Origin of the sequence: Rhodanobacter sp. OK091 (assembly GCF_900142825.1) — a bacterium.
GTDB lineage: Bacteria > Pseudomonadota > Gammaproteobacteria > Xanthomonadales > Rhodanobacteraceae > Rhodanobacter.
The window spans coordinates 32,077-52,664 of record NZ_FRCH01000001.1 but is presented as its reverse complement, the minus strand read 5'-3'; the positions used below and the strand labels follow the sequence as shown (position 1 = coordinate 52,664).

Annotated in this window: 15 protein-coding genes and 4 tRNA genes; 13 read left to right on the top strand and 6 right to left on the bottom strand. The window is 63.1% G+C overall.

Features of this window, described 5'->3' with window-relative positions; all coding sequences use genetic code 11:
• Positions 1-229: 229 nt before the first annotated feature.
• Positions 230-319: transfer RNA gene (locus tag BUA26_RS00260), tRNA-Ser, on the bottom strand.
• A 100-nt stretch (positions 320-419) separates the two neighbouring features.
• Positions 420-2,792, bottom strand: a complete 2,373-nt coding sequence (ppsA, locus tag BUA26_RS00255; RefSeq protein ID WP_072756962.1) for a phosphoenolpyruvate synthase — start codon at positions 2,790-2,792, stop codon at positions 420-422.
• A gap of 232 nt (positions 2,793-3,024) precedes the next feature.
• Between ppsA and BUA26_RS00250 the strand changes: the two genes are divergently transcribed.
• On the top strand, positions 3,025-3,840 hold the full coding sequence (locus BUA26_RS00250; RefSeq protein WP_072756961.1) for a posphoenolpyruvate synthetase regulatory kinase/phosphorylase PpsR: 816 nt from the start codon (positions 3,025-3,027) through the stop codon (positions 3,838-3,840).
• Between the two features lie 26 nt (positions 3,841-3,866).
• Positions 3,867-4,328 carry a DUF1249 domain-containing protein gene (locus BUA26_RS00245; protein ID WP_072756960.1) on the top strand — a complete coding sequence of 154 codons (462 nt, stop codon included), beginning with the start codon at positions 3,867-3,869 and terminating at the stop codon, positions 4,326-4,328.
• 75 nt (positions 4,329-4,403) lie between these two features.
• On the opposite strand, the gene BUA26_RS00240 is transcribed toward BUA26_RS00245, so the two are convergent.
• The 3 genes from BUA26_RS00240 to BUA26_RS00230 form a co-directional block, all read right to left on the bottom strand.
• A tRNA-Asp gene (locus BUA26_RS00240) sits at positions 4,404-4,480 on the bottom strand.
• Positions 4,481-4,510: 30 nt separating this feature from the next.
• Positions 4,511-4,586, bottom strand: a tRNA-Glu gene (locus BUA26_RS00235).
• 9 nt (positions 4,587-4,595) lie between these two features.
• Positions 4,596-4,671: transfer RNA gene (locus BUA26_RS00230), tRNA-Ala, on the bottom strand.
• 170 nt (positions 4,672-4,841) lie between these two features.
• On the opposite strand from BUA26_RS00230, the gene BUA26_RS00225 reads away from it, so the two are divergent.
• The 5 genes from BUA26_RS00225 (at position 4,842) to BUA26_RS00205 (ending at position 9,862) form a co-directional block, all read left to right on the top strand.
• Positions 4,842-6,608: a cation:proton antiporter gene (locus BUA26_RS00225; protein ID WP_072756959.1), complete on the top strand. Its 1,767-nt coding sequence runs from the start codon at positions 4,842-4,844 to the stop codon at positions 6,606-6,608.
• A gap of 165 nt (positions 6,609-6,773) precedes the next feature.
• Complete coding sequence (locus BUA26_RS00220; protein ID WP_072756958.1) at positions 6,774-7,526, top strand: FKBP-type peptidyl-prolyl cis-trans isomerase; 753 nt, start codon at positions 6,774-6,776, stop codon at positions 7,524-7,526.
• A gap of 150 nt (positions 7,527-7,676) precedes the next feature.
• The gene (locus tag BUA26_RS00215) at positions 7,677-9,020 is read left to right on the top strand and encodes a UDP-glucose dehydrogenase family protein (protein ID WP_072759869.1); all 1,344 of its coding nucleotides are present in this window, start codon (positions 7,677-7,679) and stop codon (positions 9,018-9,020) included.
• Positions 9,017-9,241, top strand: coding sequence for a SlyX family protein (locus BUA26_RS00210; protein ID WP_072756957.1), 225 nt, complete (start codon positions 9,017-9,019; stop codon positions 9,239-9,241). Before BUA26_RS00215 ends, BUA26_RS00210 begins: the two co-directional genes overlap by 4 nt.
• 27 nt (positions 9,242-9,268) lie before the next feature.
• The gene (locus BUA26_RS00205; RefSeq protein ID WP_072756956.1) at positions 9,269-9,862 is read left to right on the top strand and encodes a DUF2058 domain-containing protein; all 594 of its coding nucleotides are present in this window, start codon (positions 9,269-9,271) and stop codon (positions 9,860-9,862) included.
• A gap of 80 nt (positions 9,863-9,942) precedes the next feature.
• Here BUA26_RS00205 and BUA26_RS00200 read toward each other — a convergent pair whose 3' ends face one another.
• A complete protein-coding gene (locus BUA26_RS00200; protein WP_072756955.1) occupies positions 9,943-12,003 on the bottom strand; it encodes a 3-hydroxyacyl-CoA dehydrogenase NAD-binding domain-containing protein in 2,061 nt (686 codons plus the stop codon).
• 302 nt (positions 12,004-12,305) lie between these two features.
• Between BUA26_RS00200 and BUA26_RS00195 the strand changes: the two genes are divergently transcribed.
• The 6 genes from BUA26_RS00195 to lepA all read left to right on the top strand — a co-directional run bounded on the left by BUA26_RS00195 (position 12,306) and on the right by lepA (position 20,585).
• Entirely contained in the window at positions 12,306-12,800 is a 495-nt protein-coding gene (locus tag BUA26_RS00195) for a hypothetical protein (RefSeq protein ID WP_072756954.1), read from the top strand.
• Between the two features lie 45 nt (positions 12,801-12,845).
• A complete protein-coding gene (locus BUA26_RS00190) occupies positions 12,846-15,410 on the top strand; it encodes a putative bifunctional diguanylate cyclase/phosphodiesterase (protein WP_072756953.1) in 2,565 nt (854 codons plus the stop codon).
• A gap of 218 nt (positions 15,411-15,628) precedes the next feature.
• Positions 15,629-16,210, top strand: a complete 582-nt coding sequence (gene rpoE / locus BUA26_RS00185) for an RNA polymerase sigma factor RpoE (protein ID WP_178368504.1) — start codon at positions 15,629-15,631, stop codon at positions 16,208-16,210.
• A 24-nt stretch (positions 16,211-16,234) separates the two neighbouring features.
• Complete coding sequence (locus tag BUA26_RS00180; RefSeq protein WP_255368097.1) at positions 16,235-16,918, top strand: sigma-E factor negative regulatory protein; 684 nt, start codon at positions 16,235-16,237, stop codon at positions 16,916-16,918.
• Positions 16,919-17,122: 204 nt separating this feature from the next.
• On the top strand, positions 17,123-18,595 hold the full coding sequence (locus tag BUA26_RS00175; protein ID WP_072756951.1) for a DegQ family serine endoprotease: 1,473 nt from the start codon (positions 17,123-17,125) through the stop codon (positions 18,593-18,595).
• A gap of 196 nt (positions 18,596-18,791) precedes the next feature.
• The gene (gene lepA / locus BUA26_RS00170) at positions 18,792-20,585 is read left to right on the top strand and encodes a translation elongation factor 4 (RefSeq protein ID WP_072756950.1); all 1,794 of its coding nucleotides are present in this window, start codon (positions 18,792-18,794) and stop codon (positions 20,583-20,585) included.
• The last annotated feature ends 3 nt before the right edge of the window (positions 20,586-20,588 follow it).

The window sequence follows — 20,588 nt, the reverse complement described above, 5'->3', positions numbered from 1 at the left end:
GGAAAGTTGCTAATGCAAAAAGAGGTTCTCAGTGGGACCTCGAGGTGTTTGGACGTTTCAATGGATTGTTCGGCCCATCCTTGGGCCGAACCCCTCCGCTGCGCTGCGGGGCCAGCCTGCGGCTGTCCAAATTCGTTCCGGACGAATTTGTCGAACCCGGGAGGGTTCGTCCACGCCACCCTCTCCGCCAGAAAAGCAAAACGCCCCGCGAGGGGGCGTTTTGCTTTTCTGGCGGAGAGGGTGGGATTCGAACCCACGGTACGCTTACACGTACGCCTGATTTCGAGTCAGGTACATTCGACCACTCTGCCACCTCTCCGAAGGGGTTCGCATGGTCAACGCGAGCCGGCAAGTTTACGCGGTGCTTCCGGTCGTGACAAGCATGCAGGACATACGCCAGCTTCGACCGGATGGGCGGCTCATCCAGCCTTTTTCTTCGCCAGCCGCAGCCAGGTGTCGACGACGGTATCCGGGTTCAGCGACACCGACTCGATGCCCTGGTCCATCAACCATTCGGCCAGATCGGGGTGATCGGACGGACCCTGGCCGCAAATGCCGATGTACTTGCCCTTGGCGCGAGCCGTCTTGATCGCCATCGACAGCAGCTTCTTCACCGCCGGATCGCGTTCATCGAACAGGCCAGCGACGATGCTGGAGTCGCGATCGAGACCGAGAGTGAGCTGGGTCAGGTCGTTGGAGCCGATCGAGAAGCCGTCGAAGATGTCGAGGAACTCATCGGCGAGCAAGGCGTTGGAGGGCACCTCGCACATCATGATGACTTTCAGGTCGTGTTCGCCCTGTTTGAGTCCGTTCTTCGCCAGCACCTCGATCACTTTGCGGCCTTCACCCAGGGTGCGCACGAACGGGATCATCACCCAGACATTGTCCAGGCCCATCACTTCGCGTACGTGCTTGACCGCCTTGCACTCCAGTCCGAACGCCTCGGCGAAGCTCGGGTCGACGTAGCGGCTGGCGCCACGGAAGCCGATCATCGGGTTTTCTTCGTGCGGCTCGTAGCGCGAGCCGCCCAGCAGGCCGGCGTATTCGTTTGACTTGAAATCCGACAAGCGCACGATCACCGGCTTCGGGTAGACCGAGGCGGCGATGGTAGCGATGCCTTCGGCGAGGCGATCCACATAGAAGCTCACCGGATCGGCATAGCCGGCGATGCGCTCGTCGATCTTCGCCTTGGTCTCGGCGTCCTGCTTGGCGTACTCGAGCAATGCCTTCGGATGCACGCCGATGTGGCTGGCGATGATCATCTCCAGGCGGGCCAGGCCGATGCCGGCGTTGGGCAACATGCCGAAGTCGAACGCGCGCTCCGGGTTCGCCACATTCATCATGATTTTCAGCGGCGCCTCGGGCATATCGCCCAGATCGGCGGTGACGCGTTCGAACTTCAGAATGCCTTCGTAGATCGTGCCGGTGTCGCCTTCGGCGCAGGAAACGGTGACCTCGGCGCCATCGGGGATCAGCTCTAGCGCATTGCCGGTGCCGACCACGGCAGGTACACCCAGCTCGCGCGCGATGATCGCCGCATGGCAGGTGCGGCCGCCGCGGTTGGTGACGATCGCCGAAGCACGCTTCATCACCGGCTCCCAGTCGGGATCGGTCATGTCGGCGATCAGCACGTCGCCCGGCTGCACCTTGTTCATGTCGCTCAGCGAGCGGATCACGCGGGCCTTGCCGGCGCCGATCTTCTGGCCGATCGAACGGCCTTCGGCCAGCACCTTGCCTTTCTCGCTGAGGTGGAAGCGTTCGAGCTGGGTGGTATGCGAGCGCGATTTCACCGTCTCCGGGCGCGCCTGCACGATGTAGATCTTGCCGGTATGGCCATCTTTCGCCCACTCGATATCCATCGGGCGGTCGTAATGTTTTTCGATGATCAGCGACTGGCGCGCCAGCTCTTGCACGTCCTCGTCGTTGATGCAGAACCGGTTGCGCAGTTCGGCGGGCGTGTCCTCGGTCTTGACGCGTTCGCCGGGAGCGCTGGAATAGACCATGCGCAGTTGCTTGGCGCCGAGGTTGCGGCGCAGTACGGCGGGCTTGCCGGCGTTCAAGGTGGGCTTGAATACGTAGAACTCGTCGGGATTCACCGCACCTTGCACGACCATTTCGCCCAGGCCGTAACTGCCGGTCACGAAGACCACGTCGCGGAAGCCGGACTCGGTGTCCAGCGTGAACAGCACACCCGACGCACCCACGTCCGAGCGCACCATCAGCTGCACGCCGGCGGAGAGGAATACGTCTTCGTGCTTGAAGCCCTGGTGCACGCGATAGGCGATCGCGCGATCGTTGTACAGCGAGGCGAAGACTTCCTTCACCTTGTGCAGCACGTCGTCGATGCCGACCACGTTGAGGAAGGTTTCCTGCTGGCCCGCGAACGAGGCGTCCGGAAGATCCTCGGCGGTGGCCGAGGAGCGCACGGCGACGGCGATGTCGTCGGCACCGGCGTCCTTGCACAGCTTGATATAGGCCGCGCGGATCGCCTGCTCGAGTTCGTCGGGCAGGGCGGTGTCGACGATCCAGCCACGGATCTGCTTGCCTGCCGCCACCAGCGTATCGACGTCATCGACGTCGAGCGAAGCCAGGCGTTCCTGGATGCGCTTGGCCAGGCCGCTCTTTTCCAGGTATTGCTGGAACGCATCGGCGGTGGTGGCAAAGCCGCCCGGCACGGACACACCAAGCTTGGCGAGATTGCCGATCATTTCGCCGAGCGAGGCGTTCTTGCCGCCAACCTTGCCCAGGTCAGTCATGCGCAGTTGGTCGAGCCAAAGCACCAGATCGTTCAAGGGTGTCTCCTCAAGAGCATTCAGTGGGATAAAGGTATGGGTGCGGCAGGCAGGCCGGAAGCGGGCTGCAAAGGACTGGTATTGTCCGCTGCCGATGGTGCGCAGCACAAGAAGACCATTGACTCCAGATCACATTCCAACGGCATACCAGTCAGCCGGCAGTCAATCGGCGACAGCGTTTTCCGCTTGGGTTAAGGTGCGAACAAACGCACCTACGCGATCGGGATACGGTATGCAGCGCACGGTTTTCTTCATCTCAGACTCCACTGGTATTACCGCGGAGACGATCGGCAACAGCATCCTGGCGCAATTCGAGGGCGTGCAGTTCGACAAGCACCGGCTGCCGTTCACCGATAACGCGCAGAAGGCAGAGGCGGCCGCGTTGCGCATCAAGACGCACTACGCGCAAAGCGCCCAGCGGCCCATCGTTGTCAACACCATGGCCGAGCGTGCGCTGTGCGAGATCGTGGCCAGCAGTGGGGCGTTGATGCTGGATGTGTTCGCACCGTTCATCGGTCCGCTGGAAGACGAACTGGGCGCCAAGCGTTCCGGCGCAGTCAATCGTTCGCATGGCATGGTGGACTTCGACAAGTACGAGGCGCGCATCAACGCGACCAATTACGCGCTATCGCACGACGATGGCATCGACGTGAATTACGCTGATGCCGACTTGATCCTGGTCGGCGTGTCGCGTTCGGGCAAGACGCCCACTTGCCTCTACATGGCCTTGCATTACGGCGTCAGTGCCGCCAACTATCCGCTGACCGACGATGACCTCGAGAAACTCGAACTGCCTGCACGTCTGCGCCCGTACCGGGATCGGCTGTTCGGGTTGACCATCGATCCGCAGCGGCTGGCGCAGATTCGCGAACAGCGTCGTGCCGGAAGCCGCTATGCGACCTTGCAACAATGCCGTTGGGAGCTGGAACAGGCCGATCGGCTGATGCGCCAGGCCGGTATTCCCAGCCTCAACACCACGCATGTGTCGATCGAGGAGATCGCCAGCAAGATCTTCGACCGCTTCGGCATCGAGCGGACCATGTTCTGATTACCACTGGAGTCGCCACACTTTTCATGAGTGCCGTACTGGACAATCGCAATAGCCTGCTGCCGGGACGCTTCGAGTTCCTGATGGGGCTGTATGCGGAGAACTATCACCGGCTGACTCGGCTGTTCGCGCCACAGCAGCTCGCTCCGGGTCGCTACGTTTCGGATGTCGATGATGGGCTGGCGGTGCATCTGCACGTGCAGGAATGCCATCCGTATACGCTGGAGCTGGAACTCACCTACGACTTCGTCGATGCGCACACGGGTCAGCGCGCGCCGTCGGCGCAGTTGCGCATGTACACCGACGCGCATGTGGCCGAAGCACTGCATTGTCATCCCGGACGACACCTATGGCAGGTGCTGGGGCCGTTTCCGCCGGCCCATACCGTGTTCCAGCATCGCCTGCGCATGAACGGATTTCTGTCGCGCTGGCTGGAGTATCTGGTCGAGCAGGGGCATTCCATCGGTACGCTGGAGCGCGAGGATTGACCTGCTTACCGCATGGGCGATGACGAAACGACAGGCAACAAAAAACCCGCACAAGGCGGGCTTTCCGTTTCGTAGTGGCGGAGCGGACGGGACTCGAACCCGCGACCTCCGGCGTGACAGGCCAGCATTCTAACCAACTGAACTACCGCTCCACATTTCTTTTCCAGCTTTGCGAGCCAACTTGGCGTCCCCACGGGGATTCGAACCCCGGTCGCCACCGTGAAAGGGTGATGTCCTAGGCCTCTAGACGATGGGGACAATTCAAGTTGGTGGAGCCAGGCGGGATCGAACCGCCGACCTCCTGCATGCCATGCAGGCGCTCTCCCAGCTGAGCTATGGCCCCGCCGCTGGAAGCCGAGAAGAATAGGGTCGGACCCGATATCCGTCAAGCTTTTTTTCACGGTGGATGACGCAAGGAATCGGCCCCGGTTCGTGCCACCAGGTCATCGGCCGGCGGCAGTTGTCCGTGGTTCGTTTAAGCTGCAGTGACTTGCGTAGATGAAGAGTCGGTGCATGCACGAAATCGGTTTCATCCGCGATCTGGCGGTGGTGATGATCGTGGCCGGCGCCACCACGATCCTGTTCCAGCGCCTGCGCCAACCGGTACTGCTGGGTTACATCCTCGCCGGTGTGCTGATCGGGCCGCATACGCCGGGCATGCTGGTGGACGATCCGCGTGCGATTGATGACATCTCCAATCTTGGTGTCGTGCTGCTGATGTTCACGCTGGGCCTGGAGTTCAGCCTACGCAAGTTGCGTGAGGTTGGCATCGGCGTATTGGTGGTGGCGGTGGGCGAGGTCGGTTTGATGTTGTGGATCGGCTATGGCCTCGGTGGGCTGTTTGGCTGGACCGGCATGGACGCGTTGTTTCTGGGCGCGATCATCTCGCTGTCCTCGACCATGGTGGCCACGCGCACGCTGACCGAGGGAGGGCAGCGGCGGCAGCCGTTTGCCCATCTGGTGGTGGGGTTGCTGGTCGCCGAGGACGTGCTGGCCATCCTCATGCTCACGCTGCTTACCGCGGTGGCGATCGGCGGCTCGGTGCAGGCGGAAGCGGCGTTCACGCTGATCGGTCATCTGGGGCTTTTTGTGGTTGTCGGGATGATTCTCGGCCTGCTGCTGCTGCCGCGGCTGGTGGATTACGTGGCCGGTTTCGATCGCGACGAAACACTGCTGGTCAGCGTGTTGGGCATCTGTTTCGGCGCCAGCCTGCTGGCGGCCTGGATGGGTTTCAGCGTGGCACTGGGCGCTTTTCTGGCGGGAGCGGTAGTGGCCGAATCGCGCAGCGTGGGGCGCGTGCTGCATCTGGTCGAGCCATTGCGTGACATGTTCGCGGCGCTGTTCTTCGTGGCCATCGGCTTGAAGATCGACCCTGCCATGCTGCTGCAATACGCGCTGCCGGCGTTGCTCATCGCGGCGGTGGTCATTGTCGGCAAGACGCTGGTGTGCAGTCTGGGCATCTTCGTGGTCGGTCACGACGCACGCACCGCGTTGCGCTCGGGTCTGGGCATGGCGCAGATCGGTGAATTCTCGTTCGTGATCGCCACGCTGGGGCTGTCGCTCCACGTGATCAGTCCTTTTATCTATCCGATTGCAGTAGCGGTGTCGGTGCTGTGCATGGCGGCATCGCCGTATCTGACCCGCTCGGCCGGCGGACTCGCGAATGGCCTGAGCCGGGTGACCCCGCGTTCGGTGAAGTTGCTCGCGGGCAGCTACAGCGGCTGGCTGGAAAATCTCAAACCGGTCAACGAGAACGCGGCGATCGCCGCCATTTTCCGGCGACTGCTGTGGCATATCGCGATCAACATCCTGTTGGTGGTGACGTTGTTCACGATGGGTGCCTACGTCAATGCACACAACTGGAACTGGTTCTCGATTTTCGGCATTGATCGTGATCTGCGCCACACGCTGATCTGGGCGTGTGCGCTGTTCCTGTCGCTGCCGATGCTGATCGCGATATATCGCAAGGCCGAAGCGCTGGGCATGCTGCTGGCCGAGATCGGCATACGCGAACGGTTTGCCGGTTCGTACACCCAAGCCATCCGCAACGTGCTGGCCCGTATCATCCCGCTGGTCACCTTGCTGGCACTGGCGTTGCTTGTCAGCGCACTGGGCTCGGCGATCCTGCCGCCGCGCGGTATCGCGTTGTCACTGGTGGTGCTCGGCGTGGTGCTGGCTGTCATATTGTGGCGTAGCCTGGTGAAGATGCACGCGCGTTTGCAGGCCGCGTTGAAGGAAACGCTAGACAAGCCGGGGTCTCCCGGACACGGCACCGGTTGACCGATCAGGCCGCGATGACGGGAGGTGAACCTTTCTGCCGGATGACGGTCAGAACCCTGAATCGTTGCCAAGACCGGACAAGCACCGCACAATGCGAGGCCTGCCTCCATAGGGGGGGCGCTCCGGTCGGCAATGCCGGCATATCCAAACCTGAGGGAGTTACGAATGAAGCATTTTCTGCGTCCCACGCTGACGGCGGTCGCGATGGCCGTTGCGCTGGGCATGACGGCGGGCGTGTCCGCCCAGACGGCCGGCGCCGCTGCCGGTACCGTCGACAAAGCCAAGGCCAGCTACGTAGTGGGTTGGGAAATTGCTTCCCAGGTTCCGCCGATCATGCGCGACGAACTGGACCCGAATGCCGTGGCGAATGCAGTCAAGGCCGCCCTGTCTGGCCAGAAGCCGACCATGAGCGATGCCGAAGCCAAGCAGGTGCACGACGCTTTCATGGCGAAGATCCAGGCCAAGTACCAGGCTGAGATGACCAAGCTCGGCGCCAAGAACAAGGCCGAAGGCGACGCTTTCCTGGCCAAGAACAAGACCGCTCCTGGCGTGAAGAGCACGGCCTCGGGCCTGCAGTACCAGGTGATCAGCCAGGGTACGGGTGCCCGTCCGGGTCCGAACGATACGGTTGAGATCAACTACACCGGTACCTTTGTCGACGGTACGGTGTTTGATGCTTCTGCGAAGCACAATCCGCCGGGTGCGGCCAAGATCCCGCTGGCTGGCGTGATTCCGGGCTTCCGCGAAGGTCTACAGCTGATGCAGATTGGCGGTCATTACAAGCTGTTCATTCCGTCGTCGCTGGCCTACGGTGCCGAGCCGCAGCCGCCGATGCCGCCGAATGCCACGTTGATCTTCGACGTGACCTTGGTCAGCACGGGTCCGACCGCGGCCGGTCCTGCTCCGGGCGGCAAGTAATAGATCAGTCACGGTTTCACGACCGTGCGAACCAGAAGGGCGCGAAGCGATTCGCGCCCTTCTGCTTTTGTAGGGACCGTCTGCAGTCTTTGCTCGGTGCTACACGGTTAGAATAGACGGCTGGTTTTCGATGGAGTCGCCACGACGATGATGAGGGTCACGATTTTCGGTACCGGCTATGTCGGGTTGGTCACCGGTGCCTGCCTGGCCGAAATGGGCAATCACGTGGTTTGCGTCGATATCGATACGGCCAAGGTCGAACGCCTGAGGCGCGGAGAGATTCCGATCTTCGAGCCCGGTCTGGAGGCGATCGTCCGGCGCAACCATGCCAGTGGCCGACTGGATTTCACCACCGATGCCGCGCCGGCGATTGCGCATGGCGAGCTGATCTTCATCGCTGTCGGTACGCCGCCGGACGAGGATGGCAGCGCGGACCTGCAGTACGTGCTGGCGGTGGCTAGGGCCATTGGCCGGCATCTGGATCGTTATGCCGTGGTGGTGAACAAGTCGACCGTGCCGGTCGGTACTGCCGATCGCGTGCGTGAAGCGGTTGCCGCGGAGCTGGCTGCACGCCATGCGACCGTCGAGTTCGACGTCGTGTCCAACCCGGAATTCCTGAAGGAAGGCGCGGCGGTGGACGATTGCCTGCGGCCGGACCGCATCATCGTGGGCGCCTCCAGTGCGCGCGCGGTAGCGGTATTGCGCAAGCTGTATGCGCCGTTCAATCGCAACCACGATCGCATGGTGGTGATGGACGAGCGCTCCGCCGAGCTGACCAAGTACGCCGCCAATGCGATGCTGGCGACCAAGATCAGTTTCATGAACGAGATCGCGAACATCGCCGAACGGGTCGGTGCCGATGTGGAGCTGGTACGTCAGGGCATCGGCTCGGATCCGCGGATCGGCTACCACTTCATTTACCCCGGTGCCGGCTACGGCGGTTCGTGTTTCCCCAAGGATGTGCAGGCACTGGAGCGCACGGCTCACAGTTACGGCTACGAAGCGCGCCTGCTCGGTGCGGTCGAGGCGGTCAACCGGCAGCAGAAGACCAAGCTGTTCGAATTGATCTCGCACCACTTCAACGGCGAACTGGCGGGCAAGACGATCGCGTTGTGGGGTTTGGCGTTCAAGCCGAATACCGACGACATGCGCGAAGCCTCCAGCCGACAGTTGATGGAGGCATTGTGGAATGCCGGCGCGAAAGTGCGCGCGTTCGATCCGGAAGCGCGCGAAGAGACCCATCGACTGTACGGCGATCGCGATGACCTGGTGCTGTGCGAGCACGCCAACGACGCTCTGCAAGGTGCCGACGTACTGGCTGTGGTCACCGAATGGAAGGCGTTTCGCAGTCCGGATTTTGCGAGTATCCGCGCCGCACTGGCCGAGCCGGCCATCTTCGACGGACGCAATCTGTATGAGCCGGCCACGGTAGAGGAGGCAGGCCTGGCCTACTACGGTATCGGTCGTGGCCGCAGCCTGCAGATGCGTCGATGAATGGTCGCGACGAGACGATCGAACAGCGACTCAACGAGATGGAGGTCAAGCTGACCTTCATCGACGACGCGGTGCAGGCGTTGACGGCGGCGGATGCCGACCAATCGCAACGCATTGCCGCGCTGGAGCGGGCGTTGCGCGACCTGCGCGGTGAACTCTCGTCGATGCGCACGGGGCCGGCGGATGATCCGCACAACGAGCCGCCGCCGCCGCACTACTGATACTCATACCGATCACGGAACATCAGCATGGCCGATTCCCTGCGCGATCAACTGCTCAAGAGCGGCATCGTGAAACAAGTTCAACAGGACCGGGTTCAACAAGACCGGATGCGCGAACCGAAGCGCCCGCCGCCGCCGTCCAGCAAGCCTGCACGCAAAGGTGGCAAGCCGTATGCGCAGTCACGCCCGGCACGGCCGTCGGCCCAGAGCCGGGAAGAAATCGATCTGGCCAAGGCGTATGCGATACGCGCGCAGACCGAAGCGAACGAACGCAAGCGGGTAGAGCAGGAAGCCGCCGAACAGGCCAGGCTGCGGCGCGAGCGCAAATTGCAGATTCAACAATTGCTCGACGGCAAGGCATTGAACAAGGCCGACGCCGACCAGGCACGCAATTTCGAATACGGCGGCAAGATCCGTCGGGTGCATGTCGATGCGGCGCAACTGGCGGCGCTCAATGCCGGCGAGCTGGGTGTGGTGCAGCAGGGCGGTCGTTATCTGCTGATCAGTCGCGAGATCGCCGAACGGGTGCAGGCCATCGATGCGCATCTGGTGGCGCTGCTGGTCGATCCGAACGCGGGTGGGGTGGGTGACGACGGCGTGCCTGACGATCTGATGTGGTGATGGGGCGAGGAGTGAGTGGAGAGGAGTGAGAAACGAGTGGGCTATATGTCCGCTCTCACTCGCTTCTCACTCCCACGCACTCATGGCTCGCTGTCAGGTGCCAATGCCGGGTTATCCCAGCCGTTTTTCGGGCTGAAGCGCTTGCCGTAACGCTGGGCCAACTGTTCCAGCCTGGCTTTGAGCTTGTCGACGCCTTCGCTGCGCGCGTACTGGATCGGGCCACCGCGGAACGGCGCGAAGCCGGTGCCGAAGATCACGCCGGCATCGAGCAGGTCGGCATCGTCGACCACGCGATCGGCAAGGCAGGCGACGGCCTCGTTGACCATCGGCAGGATCATGCGTTCCTGCAAGTCCGGCGGCATCGTGTAGTCCTTGTCGACTTCGGGTTTCTCCGGTTTGCCGTCCTGCCAGACATACAGGCCCTGGCCGTCTTTCTTGCCGCGCTTGCCGGCTTCGATTTTGTCGTCCAGGCCCAGCGGCACTTCCAGTCCGAGGAACGGCGCGAGCCCCTTGCCAACCGATACGCAGACGTCCAGCCCTACGGTGTCGGCAAGTTCGATCGGGCCCATCGGCATGCCGAATTTCCTCGCTTCGCGGTCCAGCACCGCGCCCGGCACGCCCTCGCTGTACAGGCGTATCGCCTCGAGCAGATACGGCATCAGGATGCGGTTGACCAGGAAGCCCGGCGTGCCCTTGACCGCCACCGGCAGTTTGCCGATCGCCTTGCAGAAGGCCAGTGCGCGTTTCTCGATGGCCGGGTCGAGCCGGTCATGGCGTACCACTTCGACCAGCGGCATCTGCGCTACCGGATTGAAGAAATGCAGGCCGAGGAAGCGCTGCGGTGCATCGAGGCCCTCGCGCAGCTGATCCAGCGGAATGCTGGACGTGTTGGTGGCGAGGATCTCGTCCGCTCGGAACTGCGGCTCGATCTTTCCATACAGCTCACGTTTGGCCGCGGCATTTTCGTAGATCGCCTCGATCGCCAGATCGGCCGAAGCGATGCCGCTGCCGTCGACGTCGGCGCGCAGACGGCGGACGGTGGCCTCGACTTTCTCGGGCGTATGCAGCTTCTTCTCGTACAACTGACGGGCGCGATCCAGCGCGGGCTGGATGTATTTCATCTCGCGGTCCTGCAAGGTCACGTCGAAGCCCTTGAACGCGGCCCAGGCGGCAATGTCGCCGCCCATCACCCCGGCACCGACGACATGCACGTGCTTGATGCCGGGATCCGTATCGCCAGCCTGACCCTTCAGCCGCTCCTGCAGAAAGAAGATGCGTATCAGGTTCTGCGCGGTCGGTGTTTTCGCCAGCTTAGCCACCGAGCGTGCTTCGATCTTCAGCCGCTGCCGGATGTCCGAGCCGCCACGCTTCCACACGTCGATCATCGCGAACGGTGCGGGGTAATGCTCCTTGCGTACTTTCGCGGCGGTCTGCTTGAACACCATCGGCGCGAGGATCTGCCGTGCCAGCCAGGTATTGCTGAGCCACGCCACGGCGCGCCGGGCGAAGGGGCGGGGTTGCGGGTGGCGGAGCAACAAGCGTGCCTCGACCAGCAGTTCCTCGGGGCGCGCCATACGATCGATTACACCCAACGCCAGCGCGCGCTTGGCCGACAGCGATTTGCCGGTCAGCATCAGCGGCAGTGCTTCGGTCGCGCCGATCAGACGAGGCAGGCGGGCGGTACCGCCCCAGCCGGGATGAATGCCGAGCATCACCTCGGGCAGCCCGATCCGGGTCTTGTCGTCGTCAGCGGCGATGCGCTGGCGACAGGCCAGGATCAGCTCGGTGCCGCCGCCCATGCAGGCGCCATGGACGGCGGCTACCGTGGGGCAGGACAGCCGCGCCAGCGATTCATAGACGCGCTGGCCGTGCTCGATGTTCTCCAGCACGGTATCGTGTCTGGCGTATTCGACGAATGCCTTGATGTCGGCACCCACCGCAAACCCCGATGGCTTGGCCGAATGGATGATGACGCCGGCCGGCTTTTCGATCGCCAGCCGCTCGACGATCTGCTCCAGCTCATCCAGTACCGCACGCGAGATCGCATTGACGCTGCTGTTGGCGCGGTCCAGCGTCAGTGTGACAACGCCGTCGTCGCCTTCGCCGGTCTTCCAGTGGTTGAAGCGCAATCCTTCGAACATGGGGATAAAGGCATGGTGGAGGAGGTCTGAACCATACCTTTCTGCGGTCTTGATTGCGAGTTGTGACGGGCTCGCTTGACCACGCTGTGGCGCCGGTGTGAAATCCGGTAACCGCCGGGTGGCCTGCCAAGGCCGACTGGGCGGGGCATGGGGTTGCGGCAAGAGCCGCACATGCTGAACGGCGACACATCGTGGTTCAATGGGCAGCGTGCAACGGCCGGGCCATGCCCGACAAGTCACACGTTCCATTGCTGGCCTGACGATTCATCATGGCACTGCTGACGCTACGGGACGGGGACGCAATGACTTCCGCAATGGCCTCCGTTCCACCACAAGCCGGCACCGAGATTTTCGGGCGGATTCTGGCGGCTCCCAGTGGTCTGGTTGTGCTGGACAGCAAGGACGTCCACGCCTTGATCGACCAGGTCCGTGCGATCGCCCGGCATACCGGGCAGGCGGTATATCTGTGGCAGCCCGATACCGGCCTGAGCAGCCTGCGCGACGCCCATGTACGGGTACCGGACTGCCAACGGTTGGGCAATGCCTTGCGCTACATGCGGCAGAGCATGCACTTCGGCGTTTATTTCCTGCTGGGGCTGGAGTTGCCGCTGTCGGCGATGGATGCCACGTTGCTGCGCCAGCTGGCTCGTGCACCGAAGGAATACCTGCGCCGCGTCGTATTGATCGATGCGCCGGCGGCACTGGCCGAACATTTGGGGGACGCGGCGGTACACCTGAGCAGTGAAGACAGCCTGCCGCGGCGTCTTCGCCTGCGCGACGGCCGTTGGCTGGTTTGAGACCGGATACTTTTGAGGCCGGATACTTTTGAGGCATACCCGCGCATGAACTCCGGCATTCTGGTAGTCGCTGCACAGCGCGAGTTGCGTCGCAGTCTGTTCGATGCGCTCGATCACGCGGGTTACCCGCAGATCTACAGCGCACGTGATGTGGCTCATGCGGCGATCCTGCTGGAGGGGCGGCCGCCGGTACCGCCGTTGCAACTGATGGTGATGGTGCTGGCCGGCGACGAACGGCAGGCTCGCAACAGCTGCGAGCAATTGCGGCGCCTGCCGGGCGGGGCGGATACGCCCCTGATTGCCGTACTCGCAGAGGAGGCCTCGCTCAGCCCGGCCGATCTGCCGGCAGGGATCGCGGACTGGCTTTCTGCCACACGGATCGACACCGAACTGGTGGCACGCTGGCGCCGCTCGCAAAGTGGCGATCCGGGCCTGCGCCAGACGGCCGCTGCGGCAGCCGATGGGGCACCCGAGGATTACCGCTATGTCTTTGAAGAAGGCGACAGCGAGTGGCTGATTGCCGATGCGCAAACCCATCGCCTGCTCGAGGTCAGCCCGACGCTGGCCCGGCATAGCCGTCTGCACGCCAGTCAGTGGGAAGGCCTGCCATTGACCGGCGTGCTGCGCTTCGAGGGCATTCCCATCGCGCAGGTGCTGGCCGAGGCTGACCGCAGCTGGCATCCCTGTCAGCGCAGGTCGGCACAGGGAGCCGATACCGGCCAGGCCAGTGTGCGGCGCATACGGCATGCCGGGCGCGATGCGCTGGCGCTGATGTTCCGCAGCGATCGCGCCGACCTGCGCGCCGAAGCCGCCTTGTCGCTGCTGTCGCGGATGTTTGCCTCGACCAGTGGCGTCGATGCGCAGATTGCCGCCGGACGTCTGTTGTTCGACGAACTGGGGCTGGATTATCTCGCCGTCTGGTCGGCGCGTCAGGACGGCGCCGATGCGCCGACCCAGACGCTGCAATTGTGGAGCGGCGACGACCCGGTATGGCCGCCAGCCCAACTGCAAAGCTCCCTGCAATTGGTGCTGGGCGGCAAGCCGATTCTGTATCGGTCCGATGCGAAACGGCTGGCGCCGGTCGACCCCTTGCTGCAGCATCTCGACCTGGCCGGCTTTGCCGGTCTGCCGCTGTACGACGAGCGCCATACCGTGCTCGGTGCGATGCTGGCGGGAAGCCGCAAGGGCTTCGGCGAGATGGGCATCATCGAGCCGGTGTTGCGTTGTGCTGCGGCCCGTTTCGCGCAAGTGCTGGAGCTGGGGCGCACGCGCGAGCAGGGCCGTGCCGAGGGTCTGGTCGACGCATTGACCGGTTTGCCGAACCGGCTGTTGTTCAACGACCGGCTGGAAACGATCATCCGCGAGGCGATCCGCAACGGCGAGTGCTTCGCCGTGTTGTTCGTCGATCTCGACCGCTTCAAGGCAGTCAACGACACCTACGGCCACGCTGCCGGCGATCAGGTGCTGCGGACAGTCACCGAGCGCCTGTGCGGCAGCATACGCGCCTCGGACACCGTGGCCCGCTATGCCGGCGACGAATTCACCATCGTGCTGCGGCATATCGTGAAGAACGACGACGTGTTGCGCGTGGCCGAGAAGATCGTGCAGGTGATGGAGACGCCGCTTTATCTCGAGGACGGCACCGAACTGCAGGTGACTGCATCGATGGGTTTGAGCTTCTTCCCCGACGATGCCGGCGATGCGCAGACTCTGCTCAAGCATGCCGACGAGGCAATGTATGCGGCCAAGCATCTCGGCCGCAACAATTTCCAGATCTACGAAGTCAGCCCGGAATACGCGCGGGAACATGGCATGGCGTTGAAAAGCCGCCTGCGCCATGCCGAGGGTAACGGTGAACTGCGCGTGGTCTACCAGCCCCAGGTCAACACCGAGACCGAAGACATCGTCGGGATGGAGGCATTGATACGCTGGGAGCATCCCGAGCTTGGCATGATCAGCCCGGCGGTGTTCATTCCGCTGGCGGAGGAAACCGGGCTGATCGTGTCGATCGGCGAATGGGTGATGCGTACCGCCTGCCGCCAGGCGAAGGAATGGGAGCAGCGCTACGGATTGCGGCTGCGTCTGGGCGTGAACCTGTCCGCGGTACAGCTGATGGAACCGCAACTGCTGGATACCGTCGCCAAGGTGCTGCGCGAAACCGGCCTGGATCCCACCTTGCTGGAGATGGAGGTCACCGAAAGCATCAGCATCAAGGCTGCCCCCAATCTGGTGGAGAACCTGCACGCGCTGCACAAGTTGGGCTGCCACATCGCGATCGACGATTTCGGCACCGGTGCGGCCTCGCTGGATTACCTGCGCCGCCTGCCGGCCGACCGGATCAAGATCGACCAGAGCTTCGTACGCAATATCGGTGTCGACCCCGACGACGAAGCGATCGTGCGCGCCACCATCGAAATGGCCCATCGGTTGAAGCGCGCCGTGGTGGCCGAAGGCGTGGAGATCGAGCAGCACATGGAGTTCCTGCGTACCCATGGCTGCGATGAGCTGCAGGGTTACTTGTTCTGCCGGCCGCTGCAGCCGATCAGCTTCGACAAGTTGCTGGCCGAGCGGCAGCGCCTGCTGGAAGGACGCGTGGCCGAGCCGGCTTGAGCCGGAGATCGGAGTCCCCATAACAGCGGATGTGGGTCCGTGATGGGCCCGGGGGATGAGCCTGGTCGCACATGACAACCAGCCAACAGGCGGTGCGTTATGGTGGAGGCGATACCCACGCATGCTGAACTCGGGCGCCCGACTGTGGTCTGAGCGCCGCGTTCAGTTCAAAACAAGCTCCGCAGCGGATGACGGCATTGACGACGGATACGGCCCGGATGGGCGAAAACGAACTGGATCGCGCGCTGGTCGAGCGTGTCCAGCAAGGAGACAAGCGGGCCTTCGACCTGCTGGTGCGCAAATACCAGCACAAGGTGATCGGGCTGGTGTCGCGCTATGTAAGAAGCCATGCCGAGTGCGAGGACATCGCACAGGAATCGTTCATCCGCGCGTGGCGGGCGATCGGCTCGTTTCGCGGTGACAGCGCTTTCTATACCTGGCTGTACAAGATTGCGGTGAACACCGCCAAGAACCACTTGGTGGCAATGGGCCGGCGTCCGCCGGCAGGCGACATCGATGCCGACGACGCCGAGTTCATGGCCGGTGCCGAGCGCATGCACGACAGCGCCACACCCGAGCGCGAGATGATGCGCCAGGAAATTGAACAATCTGTATTTTCCACTGTCCAAGCCTTGCCCGAAGAGCTGCGGACAGCCATTACGCTACGTGAAGTGGACGGCCTCAGCTACGATGAAATCGCCGAAGCGATGGGTTGCCCGATCGGTACGGTGCGTTCGCGCATCTTCCGGGCACGTGAAGCGATCGACGAAAAGCTGCGGCCCCTGTTGTCGGACCGCTGAGGATCAGACATGAATCAGGCAGGCATGAATCCAGAAGACTTGAATCCAGATGCCTCGGAAAGCCTTTCCGCCGGTATCGATGGTGAGTTGTCGAAGGAGCAGCTGCGCTTCTTGCTGCGTCGGCTCGATCACGATCCGTCGCTGCAGCGGAGCTGGGCTCGATACCATATCGCCCGTGACAGTCTGCGCCGGCAGTTGCCACCCATGGCTTCGGCCGGGTTTGCGGCGCGGGTGATGTGGGCGATCGAGCAGGAGTCGGCGCCGGTTGCGGCGATATCCAGGCGCAGCCATTGGCTGCGCTGGTCGACCGGTGGCGCGATTGCCGCCAGTGTGGCCGCCGCCGCCCTGATGATCGGTCAGCCTACCGGCGATGCCGAGCGCCTGACCGCATCGACCACACGGCAGACCAACACAGTCGCCGCCGCGCGGCCGATCAGCATGCCGACCGCTCCTGCCGCCGTGCCGCCATGGCTGAGCGGCAATTCTGCCGGACTGCTCAGCCAGCAGGCTTCGGCCACGCTGGGTGCGCCTTTCGGTCAGAACCAGCCGGCATATGCGCGTCGTCTGTCGACCTATCCGTCGATGCCGCGCTACCGCACGCTCGACAACAAGGACGGTAGCTATCTTCTGTTGCTCGACCCCGAGCAGCAGGCTGGACAACAGGCTGCACCGGGCACCTCGCGCCAGGGCCAGGCTGTCGCGCAGTAGGCAACAAGCGAGTTCGCGTGTGATTGCCCGCACTCGCTCACCCCCAATGGTTTCGCCGCCCCTCCACCCGCACCAGCGGGCGGTAGGCGCGCGCCCGGATCCGCCGCGGCGCGCAGCCGTTGAAGTCATCCAACCAGACTGAGGCAATCAGCCTGAAGCAATCAGCCCGAAGTCTTCCCGATTGAAGTCAACCAAGGAGGAGTCATGAAACATTCCATCATGCGCACGCTGACGTGCTGCGCACTGCTGGGTCTTGCCAGCGTCAACGCGGTGCAGGCGCAGACGCCGGCTGCGGCAACGTTGCCGGATTTCACCGGCATCGTGCAGAAAAATGCACCCGCGGTAGTGCATGTCGAGGCCAAGTACAGCGGCGAAAAACAAGGTGCGAACCGCAGTACCGGCGGCGATTCGATGCCCGGGCAGGGCATGCCGGACGATCCGCAAGCCGAGATGTTCCGGCGTTTCTTCGGCATGCCGATGATGCCGTCGCCGCAGGAGCAGAAGCGCACCTCGCTGGGCTCGGGCTTCATCATCTCCAGCGACGGCTACATCCTTACCAACAACCATGTGGTCGATCATGCGGACGTGGTTACCGTGCGCCTGCAAGATAGGCGCACGCTGACCGCCAAGGTGATCGGCACCGATCCCACCTATGACATCGCCGTGCTCAAAGTCGATGCCGGCGGCAGCCTGCCGGCGGTGAGCCTTGGCGATTCGCGCAGCCTGAAGCCGGGCCAGTGGGTGTTGGCGATCGGCTCGCCATTCGGTTTCGACTACACCGTGACGCAGGGCATCGTCAGCGCGGTGGGGCGCAACCTCGGCCAGCAGGACCAGCCGTATACCTCGTTCATCCAGACCGATGTGCCGATCAATCGCGGCAATTCCGGCGGTCCGCTGTTCGATCTGCAGGGCCGCGTAGTCGGCGTCAATTCGCAGATATATTCCAACACCGGCGATTACATGGGCGTGTCGTTCTCGATCCCGATCGACGTGGCGATGAATGCGGTGCAGCAGATCAAGAGCAAGGGCTACGTGTCGCGCGGCCAACTCGGCGTGACGATGCAGCCGGTCAGCGACGATATCGTCAAGGCGTTCAAGCTCGACAACGGCGCGGGAGCTGCGGTGGTCGACGTCACCCCGGGCAGCGGTGCGGCCAAGGCCGGCATCCAGGCTGGCGACATCATCTTGTCCTATAACGGTCAGCCGTTGCAGCAGGCTGCGGACCTGCCTCCGCTGGTCGGCATGACCAAGCCGGGCAGCAAGGTTCCCATGGATATCTTGCGCAACGGCAAGAAGCAGACGCTCGAGGTCACCGTCAATGAGGCGTCGCGCGATCAGAATGCGGTGAACAACAAGGGCGTCATGCCGCCATCGGGCCGAAGCGGTTCGACGGCATTGGGCTTGACCGTGCAGCCGTTGGACAACGACACCCGCAAGCAGCTGGGACTGAAGTCGGAGCAGGGCGTGGTGATTGGCGACATCACCGGCCCGGTGGCGGCGCAGGCGGGTTTGCAGGCTGGCGACGTGATTCTGATGGTCAACCAGCAGAAGGTCGGCGGTGTCGCCGAGTTCCAGGCGGCGACCAAGGAAGTGAAGCCAGGCAGCACGGTGCTGTTGCTGGTGCGTCGTGGCGACCAGAGCAGCTTTATCGGCCTGACGATACCGGACAACAAGTAATCGACCGCTGTCGCAACGAGCGGCAGGGTAGCCATCCGCGTCCGTTGGATGGCTAGCCTGCCGCATCCGCGCGGTGCGGTGGCGGGGCGGGGCGGGTTCCATGCGATAATGCCGGGTTAGCATCATTCTCAGGTGATGTGTTGCTGCGCATGGTGCGCGGCAGTGAAACCCAAGCCCGACAGGCCGCCAGCGCTCCATGGAATTGATCCGCAACTTCTCCATCATTGCCCATATCGATCACGGCAAGTCCACGCTGGCCGATCGCATCATCCAGCTTTGTGGCGGCCTGGCCGATCGCGAGATGGAAGCGCAGGTGCTGGATACCAATCCGATCGAGCGCGAGCGCGGCATCACCATCAAGGCGCAGTCGGTGTCGCTGCCGTATACCGCGCGCAACGGCAAGACCTATCAGCTCAACTTCATCGACACCCCCGGGCATGTCGACTTTTCCTATGAAGTCAGCCGCTCGCTGGCCGCCTGCGAAGGTGCACTGCTGGTGGTGGACGCGGCGCAAGGCGTCGAGGCGCAGTCGGTAGCGAACTGCTATACCGCGGTGGAGCAGGGGCTGGAAGTGGTGCCGGTGATCAATAAGATCGACCTGCCGACCGCCGATGTCGAGAAAGTGAAACTCGAGATCGAGGCGGTGATCGGCGTCGATGCCACCGACGCGGTGGCGATCAGTGCCAAGACCGGCCAGAACGTGGTCGAGGTGCTGGAGGCGATCGTCGCCCGCATTCCGCCGCCGAAGCCGCGTGATACCGACCGGCTGCAGGCGCTGATCATCGACTCCTGGTTCGACAATTATCTTGGCGTGGTGTCGCTGGTGCGCATCATGCAGGGCGAGATCAAGCCGGGCGACAAGTTGCTGGTGATGTCCACCGGACGGACCCACGAAGTCGGCGACGTCGGCGTATTCACGCCCAAGCGCAAGAAGCTGGACAAGCTCGGCGCCGGCGAGGTGGGCTGGATCAACGCCTCGATCAAGGATGTGCACGGCGCGCCGGTCGGCGATACGTTGACCCACGCCGGCAAGCCCGCCGACAAGGCGTTGCCCGGTTTCCAGACCATGCAGCCGCGCGTGTTCGCGGGGCTGTTCCCGGTGTCCTCGGACGACTATCCGGCGATGCGCGAGGCGCTGGACAAGCTGCGTCTGAACGATGCCGCACTGTTCTTCGAGCCGGAGTCCTCCGAAGCGATGGGCTTCGGCTTCCGCTGCGGCTTCCTCGGCATGCTGCACATGGAGATCGTGCAGGAGCGGCTGGAGCGCGAATACGATCTGAACCTGATCACCACCGCACCCACCGTGGTGTACGAGGTGCTCAAGACCGACGGCTCGATCCTGATGCTGGACAACCCGGCCAAGCTGCCGACGAATTCCAGCCTGGTGCAGGAAATCCGCGAACCGATCATCGTCGCCAATATCCTCACGCCGCCGGATTACATCGGCAACGTGATCACCTTGTGCGAGGAGAAGCGCGGCGTGCAGCGTTCGATCCAGTATCTGGCGACCCAGGTGCAGATCAGCTATGAGATGCCGCTGGCCGAAGTGGTGATGGATTTCTTCGACCGGCTCAAATCCGTCTCGCGCGGTTATGCCTCGATGGACTACCACTTCGATCGTTTCGAGGCGGGTCCGTTCGTGCGTACCGACGTGCTGATCAACGGCGAGCGCGTCGATGCGCTCAGCCTGATCATGCATCGCACGCATGCCGAACGGCGGGGTCGCGAGCTGGTCGACCGCATGAAGGATCTGATCCCGCGCCAGCAGTTCGACGTGGCGATCCAGGCCGCGATCGGCGCGCAGATCGTCGCGCGTTCCACCGTGAAAGCGCTGCGCAAGAATGTGCTGGCCAAATGCTACGGCGGCGACGTCAGCCGCAAAAAGAAGTTGCTGGAAAAGCAGAAAGAAGGCAAGAAACGCATGAAGCAGGTCGGCCGGGTGGAGATTCCGCAGGAAGCCTTCCTCGCCGTACTGAGAGTGGATAAATAAGCC